Origin of the sequence: Flavobacterium sp. NG2, from assembly GCF_034119845.1 — a bacterium.
In the GTDB taxonomy this organism is placed as follows: domain Bacteria; phylum Bacteroidota; class Bacteroidia; order Flavobacteriales; family Flavobacteriaceae; genus Flavobacterium.
Genome location: NZ_CP139420.1, coordinates 2,634,696 through 2,656,316, shown reverse-complemented (window position 1 = coordinate 2,656,316; position 21,621 = coordinate 2,634,696). Strand labels below are relative to the sequence as shown.

5 protein-coding genes are annotated in these 21,621 nt (G+C 35.5%); all 5 read left to right on the top strand.

Annotated features, from left to right (window positions below; genetic code table 11):
* Positions 1-26 precede the first annotated feature (26 nt).
* Positions 27-7,967, top strand: a complete 7,941-nt coding sequence (locus SLW70_RS10960) for an MBG domain-containing protein (RefSeq protein ID WP_320888423.1) — start codon at positions 27-29, stop codon at positions 7,965-7,967.
* Positions 7,964-10,906 (top strand): MBG domain-containing protein, encoded by a 2,943-nt coding sequence (locus SLW70_RS10955; protein WP_320888422.1) that lies wholly within the window; start codon positions 7,964-7,966, stop codon positions 10,904-10,906. Before SLW70_RS10960 ends, SLW70_RS10955 begins: the two co-directional genes overlap by 4 nt.
* A gap of 58 nt (positions 10,907-10,964) precedes the next feature.
* A complete protein-coding gene (locus SLW70_RS10950; RefSeq protein ID WP_320888419.1) occupies positions 10,965-11,873 on the top strand; it encodes a type IX secretion system membrane protein PorP/SprF in 909 nt (302 codons plus the stop codon).
* 11 nt (positions 11,874-11,884) lie between these two features.
* Positions 11,885-13,822 (top strand): OmpA family protein, encoded by a 1,938-nt coding sequence (locus SLW70_RS10945; RefSeq protein WP_320888421.1) that lies wholly within the window; start codon positions 11,885-11,887, stop codon positions 13,820-13,822.
* Between the two features lie 559 nt (positions 13,823-14,381).
* Complete coding sequence (locus SLW70_RS10940) at positions 14,382-21,572, top strand: gliding motility-associated C-terminal domain-containing protein (protein ID WP_320888420.1); 7,191 nt, start codon at positions 14,382-14,384, stop codon at positions 21,570-21,572.
* Positions 21,573-21,621 lie beyond the last annotated feature (49 nt).

The following is a 21,621-nucleotide window of genomic DNA, read 5'->3' as shown; positions in this document are numbered from 1 at the left end:
AGCTTCAAACCAAATATATGTTAAGTATGAAAACAAATCTACTCACACAAAAATTAAAACAAAGCTCTATTTTTGTTTTATTACTATTACTTCTAAGTATAACAAATGGTTTTTCACAAACTAATCCTACGGTTAATTTGCCACAATCAACTGCTTGTACTTATTCAGGTTGTAATGCAAAAGACTTAACTATTACAAACTCTTTTATTGGAAAATTAGATGGGAGTCCATTAGATGTTTGTAATGTTGGGAATTCAACTACAGCATATTTATTTATAACAGTAGATACTGGTCCAAAATACAATATTTATGTTCAATTTGATCTTTATTGGAATGAAGTTAAAGTAAATACAACTGGTAAATACACTTACGCAGAACCAAACACAGGAAACACTATTCCTTCTACTCCTATTAATATAGCTCAAATAAATTTTACTTGCGGAGGTAAATTGGAATTAAGAAACATTTATGTAGCATGGAAAACAGGTGGTTCATCAAGTGTTGCAGCTGGTTGTGCAAGTGAATCTGTTGGTTCAAAATGTACTGAAGCTGGTTTTATACCAAACATAGTTGTTAACACACCTTTAGCTGTTGATTTTACTTCTAATAAAAGTTGTACAACTGGTAGTTTTGAACAAATAGCATTCACGAATACTTCAACTGGAGGCGATGGGACATTAACTTATTTATGGAACTTTGGTTCAGACGCAAATCCTTCAACTTCATCAAACAGTGGGAAATCACCAAATCCTATTACTGTAACATATCTTACAGGAGGTTCTAAAAGCATTAGCTTAAAAGTTACTGATGGTGATGGCGATTTTAATACTCAAACAAAAACTGTTTTAGTTGAAGCCTGTTGTACAAATCCAGTTATTGCAAATAAAACCGCAACAATATGTAGTGGAAACCCCTTTAGCATTTTACCTACTAATGGTGGTTCAGAGGTGGTTCCATCTGATACTAAGTACTCTTGGAATACTCCAGTTAGTAATCCTGTAGGTGCAATAAGCGGAGGAAGTGCTCAAAGCACAGCTGCTGTTGGTCCTATTAGTCAAACTTTAACAAACACAACAAATAGTGCTGCAACATTAACCTATACAGTAACACCTAAATCTGGTGATTGTACAGGAGCCCCATTTACAATAACAATAACTGTTAATCCTAAACCAATTGTTACCAATTCGGCTACTGCAACTATCTGTAGTGGAACAAGTCCAAACATCGCCTTAACAGCATCAACTCCTAGTAGTTTTGATTGGACTATTGGTACAATAACAGGAAGTATCACTGGCGCTTCTGCAGGTTCAGGAGCTTCTATTAATCAAACTTTAACAAATCCAAGTACTTCTGCTACTGGAACAGTTCAATATATAGTTACTCCAACTTCTACTACAGGAACTTGTGTTGGTTCCCCATTTACGATAACTGTTACGGTTAATCCTAAACCAACTGTTACCAACTCAGCTACTGCAACTATCTGTAGCGGTACAAGTCCAAACATTGCCTTAACGGCATCAACTCCTAGTAGTTTTTCTTGGACTATTGGAACAATAACAGGAAGTATCACTGGTGCTTCTGCAGGTTCAGGAGCTTCTATTAATCAAACTTTAACAAATCCAAGTACTTCTACAAGTGGAGCAGTTCAATATATAGTTACTCCTACTTCAACTACTGGAAATTGTGTTGGTGCCTCATTTACGATAACTGTTACGGTTAATCCTAAACCTACTGTTACCAACTCAGCATCTGCAACTATCTGTAGCGGAACAAGTCCAAACATCGCCTTAACAGCATCAACTCCAAGTAATTTCTCTTGGACTATCGGTACAATTACAGGTGGTATCACTGGCGCTTCTGCTGGTTCAGGGGCTTCTATTAATCAAACTTTAACAAATCCAAGTACTTCTACAAGTGGAACAGTTCAATATATAGTTACTCCAACTTCTACTACAGGAACTTGTGTTGGAGATTCATTTACTATAACAGTAACTGTTAATCCTAAACCAACTGTTACCAATTCAGCTACTGCAACTATCTGTAGTGGAACAAGTCCAAACATTACCTTAACAGCATCATCTCCAAGTAGTTTTTCTTGGACTATTGGTACAATAACTGGAGGTATCACTGGCGCTTCTGCTGGTTCAGGGGCTTCTATTAATCAAACTTTAACAAATCCAAGTACTTCTACAAGTGGAACAGTTCAATATATAGTTACTCCAACTTCTACTACAGGAACTTGTGTTGGAGATTCATTTACTATAACAGTAACTGTTAATCCTAAACCAACTGTTACCAATTCAGCTACTGCAACTATCTGTAGTGGAACAAGTTCAAACATTGCCTTAACAGCATCATCTCCAAGTAGTTTTTCTTGGACTATTGGTACAATAACTGGAGGTATCACTGGCGCTTCTGCTGGTTCAGGAGCTTCTATTAATCAAACTTTAACAAATCCAAGTACTTCTACAAGTGGATCAGTTCAATATATAGTTACTCCAACTTCTACTACAGGAACTTGTGTTGGAGATTCATTTACTATAACAGTAACTGTTAATCCTAAACCAACTGTTACCAATTCGGTTACTGCAACTATCTGTAGCGGTACAAGTCCAAACATTGCCTTAACAGCATCATCTCCAAGTAATTTCTCTTGGACTATTGGTACAATTACAGGTGGTATCACTGGCGCTTCTGCAGGTTCAGGGACTTCTATTAATCAAACTTTGACTAATCCAAGTACTTCTGCTACTGGAACAGTTCAATATTTAGTTACTCCTACTACAACAACTGGTACATGTTCAGGCGCAACTTTTACAATAACTGTAACGGTTAAACCACAGGCTATAATTACTACTCAACCAGTAAATGCAAATATCACTTATGGTGACAATGCAAGTTTTACTGTTGTAGCCACAAATGTTACGACATATCAATGGCAAGTAAATACTGGTTCAGGTTTTACTAATATTTCAAACAATAGTACATATTCAAATGCCACAACAGCAACTTTGACAATTTCAAACCCAACAGTTGCTATGAGTTCTTATACATATAGAGCTCTCTTAACTGGGGATTGTATAAATACATCTACTGAAATAAGAACTTTAACTGTTACCCCAAAAGCCGTAACCGTAGTGGCCGATGATAAAACTAAAGTATATGGTGATGTGAATCCTGCTCTTACTGCTGTGGTAACTGGTGCAGTCAACAATGATGTGATTAACTATACCTTATCAACTACGGCTACACAGTTCTCCCCTGTTGACACTTATCCTATTGTTGTGACTTTAGGAAATAACCCTAACTACATCGTTAACAAAGTAGATGGTACTTTAACGGTTACTCCTAAAGAATTGAACGTAGTAGTTACTGCTGATGATAAAACTAAAGTATACGGTGATGTGAATCCTGCTCTTACTGCTGTGGTAACTGGTGCAGTGAACAATGATGTGATTAACTATAGTTTAGCAACTACAGCTACACAGTTCTCCCCTGTTGACACTTATCCTATTGTTGTGACTTTAGGAAATAATCCTAACTACATCGTTAACAAAGTAGATGGTACTTTAACGGTTACTCCAAAAGAATTGAACGTAGTAGTTACTGCTGATGATAAAACTAAAGTATACGGTGATGTGAATCCTGCTCTTACTGCTGTGGTAACTGGTGCAGTGAACAATGATGTGATTAACTATACCTTATCAACTACGGCTACACAGTTCTCCCCTGTTGACACTTATCCTATTGTTGTGACTTTAGGAAATAATCCTAACTACATCGTTAACAAAGTAGATGGTACTTTAACGGTTACTCCAAAAGAATTGAACGTAGTAGTTACTGCTGATGATAAAACTAAAGTATACGGTGATGTGAATCCTGCTCTTACTGCTGTGGTAACTGGTGCAGTGAACAATGATGTGATTAACTATACCTTATCAACTACGGCTACACAGTTCTCCCCTGTTGACACTTATCCTATTGTTGTGACTTTAGGAAATAATCCTAACTACATCGTTAACAAAGTAGATGGTACTTTAACGGTTACTCCTAAAGAATTGAACGTAGTAGTTACTGCTGATGATAAAACTAAAGTATACGGTGATGTGAATCCTACTCTTACTGCTGTGGTAACTGGTGCAGTCAACAATGATGTGATTAACTATACCTTATCAACTACGGCTACACAGTTCTCCCCTGTTGACACTTATCCTATTGTTGTGACTTTAGGAAATAATCCTAACTACATCGTTAACAAAGTAGATGGTACTTTAACGGTTACTCCTAAAGAATTGAACGTAGTAGTTACTGCTGATGATAAAACTAAAGTATACGGTGATGTGAATCCTACTCTTACTGCTGTGGTAACTGGTGCAGTCAACAATGATGTGATTAACTATACCTTATCAACTACGGCTACACAGTTCTCCCCTGTTGACACTTATCCTATTGTTGTGACTTTAGGAAATAACCCTAACTACATCGTTAACAAAGTAGATGGTACTTTAACGGTTACTCCTAAAGAATTGAACGTAGTAGTTACTGCTGATGATAAAACTAAAGTATACGGTGATGTGAATCCTACTCTTACTGCTGTGGTAACTGGTGCAGTGAACAATGATGTGATTAATTATAGCTTATCAACTACTGCTACACAGTTCTCCCCTGTTGACACTTATCCTATTGTTGTGACTTTAGGAAATAATCCTAACTACATCGTTAACAAAGTAGATGGTACTTTAACGGTTACTCCTAAAGAATTGAACGTAGTAGTTACTGCTGATGATAAAACAAAAGTATACGGTGATGTGAATCCTACTCTTACTGCTGTGGTAACTGGTGCAGTGAACAATGATGTGATTAACTATAGTTTAGCAACTACGGCTACACAGTTCTCCCCTGTTGACACTTATCCTATTGTTGTGACTTTAGGAAATAATCCTAACTACATCGTTAACAAAGTAGATGGTACTTTAACGGTTACTCCTAAAGAATTGAACGTAGTAGTTACTGCTGATGATAAAACTAAAGTATACGGTGATGTGAATCCTACTCTTACTGCTGTGGTAACTGGTGCAGTCAACAATGATGTGATTAACTATACCTTATCAACTACGGCTACACAGTTCTCCCCTGTTGACACTTATCCTATTGTTGTGACTTTAGGAAATAATCCTAACTACATCGTTAACAAAGTAGATGGTACTTTAACGGTTACTCCTAAAGAATTGAACGTAGTAGTTACTGCTGATGATAAAACTAAAGTATACGGTGATGTGAATCCTACTCTTACTGCTGTGGTAACTGGTGCAGTGAACAATGATGTGATTAATTATAGCTTATCAACTACGGCTACACAGTTCTCCCCTGTTGACACTTATCCTATTGTTGTGACTTTAGGAAATAATCCTAACTACATCGTTAACAAAGTAGATGGTACTTTAACGGTTACTCCAAAAGAATTGAACGTAGTAGTTACTGCTGATGATAAAACTAAAGTATATGGTGATGTGAATCCTGCGCTTACTGCTGTGGTAACTGGTGCAGTGAACAATGATGTGATTAACTATAGTTTAGCAACTACAGCTACACAGTTCTCCCCTGTTGACACTTATCCTATTGTTGTGACTTTAGGAAATAATCCTAACTACATCGTTAACAAAGTAGATGGTACTTTAACGGTTACTCCTAAAGAATTGAACGTAGTAGTTACTGCTGATGATAAAACTAAAGTATATGGTGATGTGAATCCTGCGCTTACTGCTGTGGTAACTGGTGCAGTGAACAATGATGTGATTAATTATAGTTTAGCAACTACAGCTACACAGTTCTCCCCTGTTGACACTTATCCTATTGTTGTGACTTTAGGAAATAATCCTAACTACATCGTTAACAAAGTAGATGGTACTTTAACGGTTACTCCTAAAGAATTGAACGTAGTAGTTACTGCTGATGATAAAACTAAAGTATATGGTGATGAAAATCCTGCTCTTACTGCCGTGGTAACTGGTGCAGTGAACAATGATGTGATTAATTATAGCTTATCAACTACGGCTACACAGTTCTCCCCTGTTGACACTTATCCTATTGTTGTGACTTTAGGAAATAATCCTAACTACATCGTTAACAAAGTAGATGGTACTTTAACGGTTACTCCAAAAGAATTGAACGTAGTAGTTACTGCTGATGATAAAACTAAAGTATACGGTGATGTGAATCCTGCTCTTACTGCTGTGGTAACTGGTGCAGTCAACAATGATGTGATTAACTATACCTTATCAACTACGGCTACACAGTTCTCCCCTGTTGACACTTATCCTATTGTTGTGACTTTAGGAAATAATCCTAACTACATCGTTAACAAAGTAGATGGTACTTTAACGGTTACTCCTAAAGAATTGAACGTAGTAGTTACTGCTGATGATAAAACTAAAGTATATGGTGATGTGAATCCTGCTCTTACTGCTGTGGTAACTGGTGCAGTCAACAATGATGCGATTAACTATACCTTATCAACTACGGCTACACAGTTCTCCCCTGTTGACACTTATCCTATTGTTGTGACTTTAGGAAATAATCCTAACTACATCGTTAACAAAGTAGATGGTACTTTAACGGTTACTCCAAAAGAATTGAACGTAGTAGTTACTGCTGATGATAAAACTAAAGTATATGGTGATGAAAATCCTGTTCTTACTGCCGTGGTAACTGGTGCAGTGAACAATGATGTGATTAACTATAGTTTAGCAACTACAGCTACACAGTTCTCCCCTGTTGACACTTATCCTATTGTTGTGACTTTAGGAAATAATCCTAACTACATCGTTAACAAAGTAGATGGTACTTTAACGGTTACTCCAAAAGAATTGAACGTAGTAGTTACTGCTGATGATAAAACTAAAGTATACGGTGATGTGAATCCTGCTCTTACTGCTGTGGTAACTGGTGCAGTGAACAATGATGTGATTAACTATAGTTTAGCAACTACAGCTACACAGTTCTCCCCTGTTGACACTTATCCTATTGTTGTGACTTTAGGAAATAATCCTAACTACATCGTTAACAAAGTAGATGGTACTTTAACGGTTACTCCTAAAGAATTGAACGTAGTAGTTACTGCTGATGATAAAACTAAAGTATACGGTGATGTGAATCCTACTCTTACTGCTGTGGTAACTGGTGCAGTCAACAATGATGTGATTAACTATACCTTATCAACTACGGCTACACAGTTCTCCCCTGTTGACACTTATCCTATTGTTGTGACTTTAGGAAATAATCCTAACTACATCGTTAACAAAGTAGATGGTACTTTAACGGTTACTCCTAAAGAATTGAACGTAGTAGTTACTGCTGATGATAAAACTAAAGTATATGGTGATGTGAATCCTGCGCTTACTGCTGTGGTAACTGGTGCAGTGAACAATGATGTGATTAATTATAGCTTATCAACTACAGCTACACAGTTCTCCCCTGTTGATACTTATCCTATTGTTGTGACTTTAGGAAATAATCCTAACTACATCGTTAACAAAGTAGATGGTACTTTAACGGTTACTCCAAAAGAATTGAACGTAGTAGTTACTGCTGATGATAAAACTAAAGTATACGGTGATGTGAATCCTGCTCTTACTGCTGTGGTAACTGGTGCAGTGAACAATGATGTGATTAACTATAGTTTAGCAACTACGGCTACACAGTTCTCCCCTGTTGACACTTATCCTATTGTTGTGACTTTAGGAAATAATCCTAACTACATCGTTAACAAAGTAGATGGTACTTTAACGGTTACTCCAAAAGAATTGAACGTAGTAGTTACTGCTGATGATAAAACTAAAGTATATGGTGATGAAAATCCTGCTCTTACTGCCGTGGTAACTGGTGCAGTGAACAATGATGTGATTAACTATAGTTTAGCAACTACAGCTACACAGTTCTCCCTGTTGACACTTATCCTATTGTTGTGACTTTAGGAAATAATCCTAACTACATCGTTAACAAAGTAGATGGTACTTTAACGGTTACTCCAAAAGAATTGAACGTAGTAGTTACTGCTGATGATAAAACTAAAGTATATGGTGATGAAAATCCTGCTCTTACTGCCGTGGTAACTGGTGCAGTGAACAATGATGTGATTAACTATAGTTTAGCAACTACAGCTACACAGTTCTCCCCTGTTGACACTTATCCTATTGTTGTGACTTTAGGAAATAATCCTAACTACATCGTTAACAAAGTAGATGGTAATTTAACGGTTACTCCAAAAGAATTGAACGTAGTAGTTACTGCTGATGATAAAACTAAAGTATACGGTGATGTGAATCCTGCTCTTACTGCCGTGGTAACTGGTGCAGTGAACAATGATGTGATTAACTATAGTTTAGCAACTACAGCTACACAGTTCTCCCCTGTTGACACTTATCCTATTGTTGTGACTTTAGGAAATAATCCTAACTACATCGTTAACAAAGTAGATGGTACTTTAACTATTACTCCTAAAGCTATTGGTGTAACAGTAGTAGCTGATAATAAAACAAAAGTATATGGTGAGGTGAACCCTCCTCTTACAGCTGTGGTAAGCGGTGCTGTAGCGGGTGGTGATACCATCAACTATACTTTGGCTACTCCTGCAACTCAGTTCTCTAATGTAGGTAACTATCCTATTGAGGTTATTTTAGGAGATAATCCTAATTATATTGTAACTAAAACTGACGCTATATTTACCATAACTAAACTTGATATAGTTGCTAAGGACGACCTTATTTCTGAAATCAATGGAACAACAGGTAATTCTAATGTTGGTAATGTTTTAAGTGATAATGGTAATGGTTCAGATACGTTGGGATCAAATCCTGCTGTGATTGATACAGTTAATATATCAATAATAGCCGAAGCAGTCTCTATTAACAATGGTCCAGTTCCTTCTATAAATACAACTAATGGACAAATAAGTGTTCCTTCTGGAACGCCTGCAGGAAATTATACCATTGAATATAAAATATGTGAAATTATTAATTCTGAAAATTGTGACGATGCTATTGTTACTATTACGGTTTACAATCCTTCAATAGCTATTACAAAAGACGGAGCTTACTTTGATGCAAATAACGATGGAATTACTAATGTAGGTGATAAAATTATATATTCATTTGTTGTTACAAATACAGGAAGCTCAATTATTAGAAATATTTCAATTACAGACAATAATGTACAAGTTATTGGCGGACCAATAGATTTAGGTATTGGAGAATCTGACGAGAGAAGTTTCAGTGCTGAATACCTTATTAATCAAGAGGATATCAATAGAGGTTTCGTTTATAATTTAGCATTAGCTAAAGGAAATCCACCTACTGGAAATGAAGTAGAAGCCACTTCTACTGACCCTACTCCTTGTACTTCTTGTCCAAAAGACCCTGAATGTACAAACTGTACAATTACTGTATTGAATCAATCTCCTAGTATTTCAATCACTAAAGATGGTACTTATGTAGATACCAATAATGATGGTAAAACAAATGTTGGAGATATTATTTCATACAAATTTGTAGTAACAAATACAGGAAATCTACCTTTAACAAATGTAACAGTTACAGACACAAATGCAGTTGTTAGTGGTGGTCCTATTGCAACTCTTGCCGTAGGAGTATCTGACACAACAACATTCAGTGCTGTTCATGCTATTACTCAAGCTGATATTGACAAAGGTATCGTGTATAATTTAGCTTTAGCTACAGGAACACCTCCTAAAGGTGAACCTATAACTGCAACTTCAACAGATCCTACGCCTTGTACTTCATGTCCTAAGGATCCTGATTGTCTTGACTGCACCATTACACTATTAAACCAAGATCCTAAAGTAGTTGTAACACTTGATGGTACTTTTGTAGATGCAAATAATAATGGTATTGCAGATGTAGGCGAAGTAGTTAATTATAAAATAATTGTTGTAAATGAAGGAAATGTTACTTTGACAGATGTTACTGTTAGTCAAACTTTCCCTCAGCTAACAATATCAGGAAGTATTCCTACTCTAGAGGTTAATGCATCTAATAGTACAAGTATAACTGGTAGCCATATCTTAACTCAAACTGATATTGATGCTGGATATGTATATACTCAAGTTACTACACAGGGTACACCTCCACAAGGAGAAGTGGTTACAGATGCTTCATCTGACCCAACACCATGTGCTAGTTGTCCTGTAAACCCTGACTGTGTTAACTGTACAATTACACCAGTTCCTCAAAAAGCAGAATTAGTCGTTGTAAAAAAATCCAACACACCAGCTTACAGTTCTGTGGGAGATATTATTAACTACACTATTCAAGTGCAAAATACTGGAAATGTAACATTGTTTAATATTAAAGTAACTGACCCTTTAACTGGGTTAAACCAAGTAATTGCAACTTTGGAACCTGGTACTTATCAAGAATACAATGAAAACTACACTGTAAAACAAGAAGATAGAGTTAATCTATCGGTGACCAATGTAGCCTTTGCTGATGGTTTCACACCTAATCAAACTCCTATTAGTGCTTCGGATAGCGAAGTTGTTGAAGCTAATATCGTGTTGGGTTGTGGTAGTATAACTGTTCATAATGCTTTCTCTCCTAATGGTGATGGTATTAACGAAACCTTTATTATCGACAATATTGATGATGTTTTATGTTATCCTACCAACTCTGTTGAGATATACAACCGTTGGGGAGTATTAGTTTTTGAAACTTCTGGATATGATAATGTAACTAAAGCCTTTAAAGGGATATCTGAAGGTAGAACAACTATTAGTCAATCTTCTAGATTACCTGCTGGAACTTATTTTTACATCTTGCATTATACTTCAATTGATGGACTTAATAATTCAACCAACAACACTAAAGATGGGTATTTATACCTTACTAGATAATTATAACTCAAATCTAATTCCTGAGGACTTTGGTCCTCAGGTTTAAAACTTAAGCCAAATGAAAACAAAAATACTTTCTTTCGTTTTGATGTTTACAGCAATAGTAAGTTTTGCACAACAGGATTCGCAATTTACTCAGTATATGTACAACACAATCAATGTGAATCCTGCTTATGCTGGATCTAGAGGAGCTATGAGTATCTTTGCTTTGCATCGTACTCAATGGGTAGGACTCGATGGAGCTCCTGTTACCAATGCAGTTTCAATCAACACCCCTTTGAATGAAAGTAGACTTGGACTTGGGGTATCGCTTATCAATGATAGAATTGGACCTATTGATGAGAATACTATTTCGGCTGATTTGTCTTATACCATTCCTACTTCGGAGATTTTTAAACTCTCTTTTGGAATCAAAGCAACTGCCAACTTATTTAGCTTAGATAACAGTAGATTAAACCCTGTAAACCAAGCTGACCCTACCCTACAAAGTTTCAATAAATTCAATCCTAATATAGGAGCTGGTCTATACTTACATTCTGATAAAGCCTATGTAGGTTTTTCTATTCCTAACTTCATTCAAACCAATCGATATGACGATAATGAAGTAGCTCTTTTTAAGGAGAAAATAAACTATTACTTAATTGCTGGTTATATATTTGACTTGAATAATTATATCAAATTCAAACCGGCTCTTCTCACTAAAATGGTAACGGGTGCTCCTTTGCAAACCGATATTTCTGGAAACTTCCTATTCAATGACAAATTTATGGTTGGGGTTTCATACAGATGGAGTGCGGCTCTAAGTGCAATGGTAGGCTTCCAAATCTCAGAGGCAATGTACATTGGATATGGATATGATAGAGAAACAACCAACTTGAATAATTACAACTCTGGTTCTCATGAAATTTTCTTGCGCTATGAGATTTTCAAAAATAACGATAAAATCACAACCCCAAGATTCTTCTAAAATCAATTATTATGAAAAAGAATATACTCCTTTACATAACTATAATAAGTGTTTTTTCTCTAAACATTTATTCGCAAAAAGCTAGACTTGCTGCGGCTGACAAAAAATATGACAACTTTGCCTACATTGATGCCATAAAAACCTATGAAAGAATCGCTGAGAAAGGATATAAATCAGCCGAGATGTTTCAAAAATTGGGGAATGCCTATTACTTTAATGCTCAGTTAGAGAATGCCGCTAAATGGTATGGTGAGTTATTTGCTATGCAAACTGAGTTGCAACCTGAATACTATTATAGATATTCGCAATCGCTAAAAGCCATTGGGGATAACAAACAAGCTGATGCAATGATGGAAAAATTCAATCAATTATCAGGTGATGATAAACGTGCCAAGCTTTTTAAGAAAAATAGAAACTACCTTGCCGAAATAAAAGCAAACTCAGGAAGATATAAAGTTGAAGATGCAGGTATTAACTCCAAATATTCAGATTATGGTACTGCGGTTTATCTCAATAAAATCGTTTTTTCTTCTGCTAGAGATACGGGGAGTTTAGGGCAACGCAAACACACTTGGACTAATCAGTATTTCACTAATTTGTATATGGCTGATTTGGGCGAAGAAATGACTCCGGGTGCTCCTAGTAAATTTGATAAAAACATAAATTCCAAATTCCATGAAGCAACTCCTGCTTTTACTAAAGATGGGAAAACCATGTACTTTACTCGCAACAACTATCTCGAGGGGAAAAAAGGTAAAAATGGAAACGATATTACGTTAATTAAAATTTACAAGGCTACTTTAGAAAACGACAAATGGGCCAAAATTGTTGAAATGCCTTTTAATAGTGACAACTACTCTACTGCACACCCAGCTTTGAGTCCTGACGAAAAAACATTGTATTTTGCCTCAGACATGCCTGGTACCTTAGGATTATCAGATTTGTTTAAAGTCAAAATAAATGAGGATGGAACCTATGGAAATCCTGAAAATCTAGGAAACTCAATCAATACTCCGGGTAGAGAAACGTTTCCTTTTATTAGTGAAGATAACGAAATCTATTTCGCTTCAGATGGACATCCTGGCTTAGGAGGATTGGATGTATTTGTTTCTAAAATATTTGAAGATGGAACTTTCAATGAGGTTCAAAATGTAGGAGCCGATATCAATTCTCCCAAAGATGATTTTGCTTATTTAATCGATAGTAAATCTCGAAGAGGTTTTTTCACTTCTAATAAAGATGGCGGACAAGGATATGATGATATCTATAAATTCTTAGAAACTAAAAAATTAACTTGTGATCAAAAATTATTTGGACAGATTACAGACATAGAATCTAAAGAAGCCCTTCCTAATGCTAAGGTGAGTCTTTTTGATAAAAAATTCAACGAAATATCTTCCAAAATGTCTGATGCCAAAGGAAACTATTCCTTTATGGTTGAATGTGGAAAAACATACTATGTAAGAGCCGAAAAACCAGAATACAATACCAATGAAGCAAATATAACGGTAGGTAAAGAAAATGGTCAAACCGAACTCAATATTGCTTTAGAAAAAATTAGCTGTAAAGTCGCTGTAGGTGATGATTTAGGAAAATGTTTTGGTATTAAAATGATTTATTTTGACCTTGACAAATCAAACATCAGACATGAAGCGGCTCTAGACCTCGAAAAAATTCTTGATGTATTAAAACAATATCCTAATATGAAACTTGATATTCGTTCACATACTGACTGTAGAGCTTCTTTCAAATACAACGAAGCCTTATCGGACAGAAGAGCCAAATCAACCATTGAATGGCTGGTTAAAAATGGGGTAAGCTCTAATAGACTTACGGGTAAAGGATATGGGGAATACCAACTCGTAAACCATTGTGCTGACGGTGTGAAATGTTCTGAAGAAGAACACCAAGAAAACAGACGTAGTGAATTTATTATTACAGATTTGTAAGGATACCGTTTATACACGAAAACACATTATAAAACCTCGAAATGAAAATTTCGAGGTTTTTTTGTGTAATTATTTCTAGTCCTGAAAAAGTGCATTAATTATAGATTAAAAAGTCAATTTACATTTCATTATAACATAATAAATACCTTATATATATAAGTGTTAAAATTTAATAATTATTTTAAAAACATTCTCTCTAAAACATATTAAAAACTCACACTTTAACGAGTATTTGAGTCATTTACAGAATTTTAACTACTAAACAATTAATATTTCATAAATTTAATATAGAAACTTAACATTATCTAAGACAACTTGAAAGTGCTCTAAAAATCAAAGCAATTTAAAAGAGTAATGAAATAAATTTTATTTTAATTATGTAATTATACAAACAAGTACTTATATCAAAGTATTTGAAATACTAGTCATCTCATCACTTTAATATTTTAATATCTCTAAAATTAAAATACAAAATAAAACTACAAATATTTATCAGTTCATATTTAACTTTTTAATACAGTAGTTCAATTTAAATAACGCTTCAAATAAAAAATACAAGATGAAAACAATTTTACCTAATCCAAAATTGAAACAGGCCTTCCTATTTGTATTACTGTTATTATTTATCAGTATTACACATAGTTTTGCACAAGACACATTCGATGGTGAATATTGTCCAGGGCCAGGTCTTCCAGGCGATGAATATGCCACAGGAACTGTATTTAGTCAACAACTTAATCCTAGTCCTTCTTCAACATGCCAGATTGGAACAATTCGAGCAAAAGTAAATACTACTACTCAAGTACTAAGACTTGGAATGAACATTGGTAATGGTGGTGCCGCTCTTTTTAGACTATATTTAGATACAGATAATAATTCATCTACTGGATTAACATCTGACACTTTTGGAGGCCCATTATCTGTAGCTGGTGCCGAATTTATTTTAGAAATTAATTCGAACGCCAATACCTTTAATTTGTATTCTGGAAACGGAAATGTTAAAACCCAACTTACAGTCAATAATGGACTTGCGGCTCTCAACGGAAGTGCAACTGGTTGTAATGCCGGTGGCGGTTCATTCCTAGAATTTAATATTCCTTTTGGAAGTCTTAATATTGATATCTGTGACCCTAATAATCCAGGGCTAATCAATATTACTAAATTAGCATCTGTAAGTGGAAACTCAGCTAGTTCGAGTAGATGTATTGACACTCCTCTTACATTTGGAATTCCATTAAAAGGTTCTATAGGCCCTGATGCAACAGTTTGTGCTGGTACTAATAGCTCTATATTAAACTTTACTGGTGTAACTGATGTAAACATTATAAAATGGCAATACTTAGTTAGTCCTTTTTCCCCTAATGGATGGTTGGACACTACTATTCCTAATACTACAACAACCCATACCGAAACTAATTTAACTGAAACTACTAAATATAGAGTTGTTTTTTCGAAACCAGGATTATGCGGTGGTAACAATATTTATTCTAGTGAAGCTACTATTACTGTCAATCCCGCACCTATTATAACCATTTCATCACAAACCAATGTTTTGTGCTATAACGCTTCTACTGGTGCAATCAACATTTCTGTTTCAGGAGGAACAGCACCATATTCTTATGCTTGGACTGGTACAGGTGTTATTGCTACTGCAATGAACCAAACTGGCTTAAAAGCTGGTAATTATGAAGTAACTGTAACAGATGCTAAGGGATGTAAAGCCATTAAAACTTTTACCATTACACAACCTCAAGCTGCATTAACAGCTTCAATAACTTCTCAAACAAATGTAAATTGCTTTGGAGCAGCAACTGGTAGTGTTACTGTAGTTGGTGCTAACGGAACATCTCCTTATACGTATTCTAAAGATGGCACTAATTTTGTTGGCAGTGGAACATTTACTAATCTTACAGCTGGTTCTTATACTATTACCGTAAAAGATGCTAATGGATGTACCCTACCGCAAGCCGTTACTATTACACAACCTCAAGCTGCATTAACAGCCTCAATAACTTCTCAAACAAATGTAAATTGCTTTGGAGCAGCAACTGGTAGTGTTACTGTAGTTGGTGCTAACGGAACATCTCCTTATACGTATTCTAAGGATGGTACTAATTTTGTTGGCAGTGGAACATTTACAAATCTGATTGCTGGTTCTTATACTATTACCGTTAAAGATGCTAATGGATGTACAATACCACAAGCCGTTACCATTACGCAACCTCAAGCTGCGTTAACAGCTTCAATAACTTCTCAAACAAATGTAAATTGCTTTGGAGCAGCAACTGGCAGTGTTACTGTAGTTGGTGCAAACGGAACATCTCCTTATACTTATTCTAAGGATGGAACTAATTTTGTTGGCAGTGGAACATTTACTAATCTTATTGCTGGTTCTTATACTATTACCGTAAAAGATGCTAATGGATGTACCCTACCGCAAGCTGTTACCATTACACAACCTCAAGCTGCGTTAACAGCTTCAATAACTTCGCAAACAAATGTAAATTGTTTTGGAGCAGCAACTGGTAGTGTTACCGTAGTTGGTGCTAACGGAACATCTCCTTATACGTATTCTAAGGATGGTACTAATTTTGTTGGCAGTGGAACATTTACTAATCTTATTGCTGGTTCTTATACTATTACCGTAAAAGATGCTAATGGATGTACCCTACCACAAGCCGTTACCATTACGCAACCTCAAGCGGCATTAACAGCTTCAATAACTTCTCAAACAAATGTAAATTGTTTTGGAGCAGCAACTGGTAGTGTTACTGTAGTTGGTGCTAACGGAACATCTCCTTATACTTATTCTAAAGATGGTACTAATTTTGTAGGCAATGGAACATTTACTAATCTTATTGCTGGTTCTTATACTATTACCGTAAAAGATGCTAATGGATGTACCCTACCACAAGCCGTTACCATTACGCAACCTCAAGCAGCATTAACAGCTTCAATAACTTCTCAAACAAATGTAAATTGCTTTGGAGCAGCAACTGGTAGTGTTACTGTAGTTGGTGCTAACGGAACATCTCCTTATACTTATTCTAAAGATGGTACTAATTTTGTTGGCAGTGGAACATTTACTAATCTTATTGCTGGTTCTTATACTATTACCGTAAAAGATGCTAATGGATGTACCCTACCGCAAGCCGTTACTATTACACAACCTCAAGCTGCATTAACAGCCTCAATAACTTCTCAAACAAATGTAAATTGCTTCGGAGCAGCAACTGGTAGTGTTACTGTAGTTGGTGCTAACGGAACATCTCCTTATACTTACTCTAAGGATGGAACTAATTTTGTTGGCAGTGGAACATTTACTAATCTTATTGCTGGTTCTTATACTATTACCGTAAAAGACGCTAATGGATGTACCCTACCACAAGCCGTTACTATTACACAACCTCAAGCGGCATTAACAGCTTCAATAACTTCTCAAACAAATGTAAATTGTTTTGGAGCAGCAACTGGTAGTGTTACTGTAGTTGGTGCTAACGGAACATCTCCTTATACTTATTCTAAGGATGGAACTAATTTTGTTGGCAGTGGAACATTTACTAATCTTATTGCTGGTTCTTATACTATTACCGTAAAAGATGTTAATGGATGTACCCTACCGCAAGCCGTTACCATTACACAACCTCAAGCTGCTATCAGCTGCTCTGTCACTCAAGATAAAGCAGTAAGCGCTAATGGATTAAGTGATGGTCAAGCAACTGTTACTGCACTTGGTGGTAATGGTGGGTATACTTACTTATGGGATAATAATGAAACTACAGCAACTGCTACGGCTTTAAATGCTGGAGTACATTCTGTAACGGTTACTGATTCTAAAGGTTGTAATACTACTTGTCAAGTAACAATAACTCAACCTGGAGTTTTATCTTGTAGTATCACTCAAAATAGTCCTGCCAAATGTTTTGGCGATAGTAATGGTATAGCTACTGTAACTCCACTTGGTGGAAATGGTGACTACACATTCTTATGGGATAATGGCGAAACTACTGCACAAGCTGTGAATTTAAATGCGGGATTACACACTGTAACTGTAACTGACAAGCTTGGATACAATACAACTTGTACTGTAACAATTGGTCAACCTATTGCAGCTCTAAGTGCAACAGCAATAATTATTAACAATAATAATTGTGTGGGTTGTAGTAATGGTAGCATCAACATTAGTCCTGTAGGAGGAACAACTCCCTATACATTCAATTGGTCAAATGGAGCAACTACAGAAGATATTTCATCTTTACCTAAGGGGAAATATGATGTTGAAATTAAAGATATTAATGGTTGTACTGTAAACTATACCTATTTCATCACTGAATCTGGTATTGAGTTACTTAAAGATGCTGATTATGAAGACACTAATAATGACGGAATAATCAACATTGGGGATAATATTGTTTATAAATTCAAAGTTACGAATATCGGAAATGTGACAATAACAAACGTAACTGTAACTGATAATAAAGCGACTGTAACAGGAGGACCAATTGTTTCTCTACCAGCAGGTGTTTCAGACAGTAATACATTTATGGCTGTGCATGCTATTACCCAAGATGATATTAATAAAGGATTATATTATAACCTTGCATTAACTTCTGCTAAAGACCCTGAAAATATCACTGTTACAGATACTTCATCCGATCCGACTCCTTGCAGCACTTGTCCTATAGACCCTGAGTGCCCTGATTGTACAATAACTGTTTTGAATCAATCACCAAGTATCAGTATTACTAAAGATGGAACATATGTAGATTCTTCTTTACCTTCTGGAACTTCCCCTGGTGATACTGTGACTTATGCCTTTGTAGTTAAGAATACAGGTAATGTAACACTAACTAATATCACAATCACTGATGACAATGTTAACATAGTAGGTACCTTAGCTATGCTTGCTCCTGGTGATTCTAATTCTACAGCATTTACTGCTGAATACACAATTACTCAAGCTGACATTGACACTGGACAAGTAGATAATCTAGCTATAGCCAAAGGAAATCCACCTATAGGTAATCCAGTAACAGCATTTTCAACAGACCCAACTCCTTGTGTAGGATGTACTCCTATTGATCCAAGTTGTACTAGTTGTACTATTACAGAATTAACACGTACTCCAAAAATTGTCATAGTGAAAACAAATGATATTATACCTGGATCTAATGGTTGTGCTACCCTAGCGGTTAATGATGTAGTGAAATACACCTTTACAGTAACCAATGCTGGAAATGTAAGTTTACACGATATAGCTGTAATTGATAATCTTCCTGGTTTATCTGCTATTGCTTTAACAAGTGGCGATAGTAATAACAACGCTATTTTAGATGTTAATGAAATTTGGATTTATAATGCTACCTATACTGTAACACAAGCAGATATTGATGCTGGCAAAATAACTAATCAAGCTACGGTTAACGGTAAAACACCAGACGATAAAACAGTAATAGATCAATCTGGTAGTAATGCTAATAACGATGACGCTAATGAAATTCCAATCTGTACTTCTGGTTCTATCGCTATTGTGAAAACGAATGATATTATACCTGGAACGAATGGTTGTGCAACCTTAGCTGTCGATGATGTAGTAAAATATACTTTTACTGTGACTAATACTGGGAATGTGAGTTTAAATAATATTGCCATTATTGATAATCATCCAGGTTTATCTGCTATTACATTTACAAGCGGTGATAGTAATAACAACAATATTTTAGATGTTAATGAAATTTGGATTTACAATGCTACATATACTGTTACTCAATCTGATATTGATTTAGGTCATATTACTAATCAAGCTACCGTTAACGGTAAAACTCCAGATGACAAACCTGTAACAGATCAATCTGGTAGCAATACTAATAACAATGATGAAAATGTAATTCCTATTTGTACATCTGGTGCTATAGCTATTGTAAAAACAAATGATATTATACCTGGAACGAATGGTTGTGCTACCCTAGCTGTTGATGACGTTGTGAAATATACTTTTACTGTAACTAATACAGGAAATGTGAGTTTGCACGATATAGCTGTTATTGATAACCATCCTGGTTTATCTGCTATTACATTAACAAACGGTGATAGTAATACTAACAATCTTTTAGAAGTTAACGAAATTTGGATTTATAATGCTACTTATTCAGTTACACAAGCTGATATCAATAATGGTAAAATAACCAATCAAGCAACAGTTAATGGTAAAACTCCAGACGATAAAGCAGTTACTGACCAATCTGGAAGTGATGCTAATAATAATGATGAAGATATAATCCCAATCTGTACAAATCCTTCTGTAACAATCACTAAAGATGGTACCTATGTTGATACCAATAATGATGGTAAAACAAATGTTGGAGATATTATTTCATACAAATTTATAGTAACAAATACAGGAAATCTACCTTTAACAAATGTAACGGTAACAGACAATAATGCAGTCGTTAGTGGTGGTCCTATTACAACTCTTGCTGTTGGAGCATCTGATTCAACAACATTCAGTGCAATTCATGCTATTACTCAAGATGATATCAATAAAGGCATTGTGTATAATTTAGCTTTAGCTACAGGAACACCTCCAATAGGAGACCCTATAACAGCTACATCAACAGACCCTACGCCTTGTACTTCTTGTCCTAAAGACCCTGAATGTCCCGATTGCACCATTACTTTATTGAACCAAAATCCTTTGATTATTGGAACTTTAGATGGAACATTTGTAGATTCTAACGGTAATGGAATCGCTGATGTAGGTGAAACTATAACCTATACAATAGTGGTTACTAATACAGGAAATGTTACATTGACAGATGTAACTATAATAGATACATTTTTGCCAGGAGTAGTCATTACAGGCGATCCTATAACTTTACAGCCAAATATTCCTAATAGCACCAACTTCACTGGTACTTATACGATTACTCAGGCTGATATTGATGCAGGATATGTTTATAATATCATAATTACTACAGGAACACCTCCTCAAGGAGAAGAAATTGATAACTCGTCTACTGACCCTACACCATGTTTGAGTTGTCCTGTAAACCCTGATTGTGTTGACTGTACAATTACACCAGTTCCTCAGAAAGCAGAATTAGTCGTTGTAAAAACATCCAACACACCAGCTTACAGTTCTGTGGGAGATATTATTAACTACACTATTCAAGTGCAAAATACTGGAAATGTAACATTGTCTAATATTAAAGTAACTGACCCTTTAACTGGGTTAAACCAAGTAATTGCAACTTTGGAACCTGGTACTTATCAAGAATACAATGAAAACTACACTGTAAAACAAGAAGATAGAGTTAATCTATCGGTGACCAATGTAGCCTTTGCTGATGGTTTCACACCTAATCAAACTCCTATTAGTGCTTCGGATAGCGAAGTTGTTGAAGCTAATATCGTGTTGGGTTGTGGTAGTATAACTGTTCATAATGCTTTCTCTCCTAATGGTGATGGTATTAACGAAACCTTTATTATCGACAATATTGATGATGTTTTATGTTATCCTACCAACTCTGTTGAAATATACAACCGTTGGGGAGTATTAGTTTTTGAAACTTCTGGATATGATAATGTAACTAAAGCCTTTAAAGGGATATCTGAAGGTAGAACAACTATTAGTCAATCTTCTAGATTACCTGCTGGAACTTATTTTTACATCTTGCATTATACTTCAATTGATGGACTTAATAATTCAACCAACAACACTAAAGATGGGTATTTATACCTTACTAGATAATTATAACTCAAATCTAATTCCTGAGGACTTTGGTCCTCAGGTTTAAAAC

What these genes read in the sequence shown, in the direction of transcription:
- SLW70_RS10960 (WP_320888423.1), top strand. Translation starts at nt 27, where the DNA reads ATGAAAACAAATCTACTCACACAAAAATTAAAACAAAGCTCTATTTTT.
- SLW70_RS10950 (WP_320888419.1), top strand. Translation starts at nt 10,965, where the DNA reads ATGAAAACAAAAATACTTTCTTTCGTTTTGATGTTTACAGCAATAGTA.
- SLW70_RS10945 (WP_320888421.1), top strand. Translation starts at nt 11,885, where the DNA reads ATGAAAAAGAATATACTCCTTTACATAACTATAATAAGTGTTTTTTCT.
- SLW70_RS10940 (WP_320888420.1), top strand. Translation starts at nt 14,382, where the DNA reads ATGAAAACAATTTTACCTAATCCAAAATTGAAACAGGCCTTCCTATTT.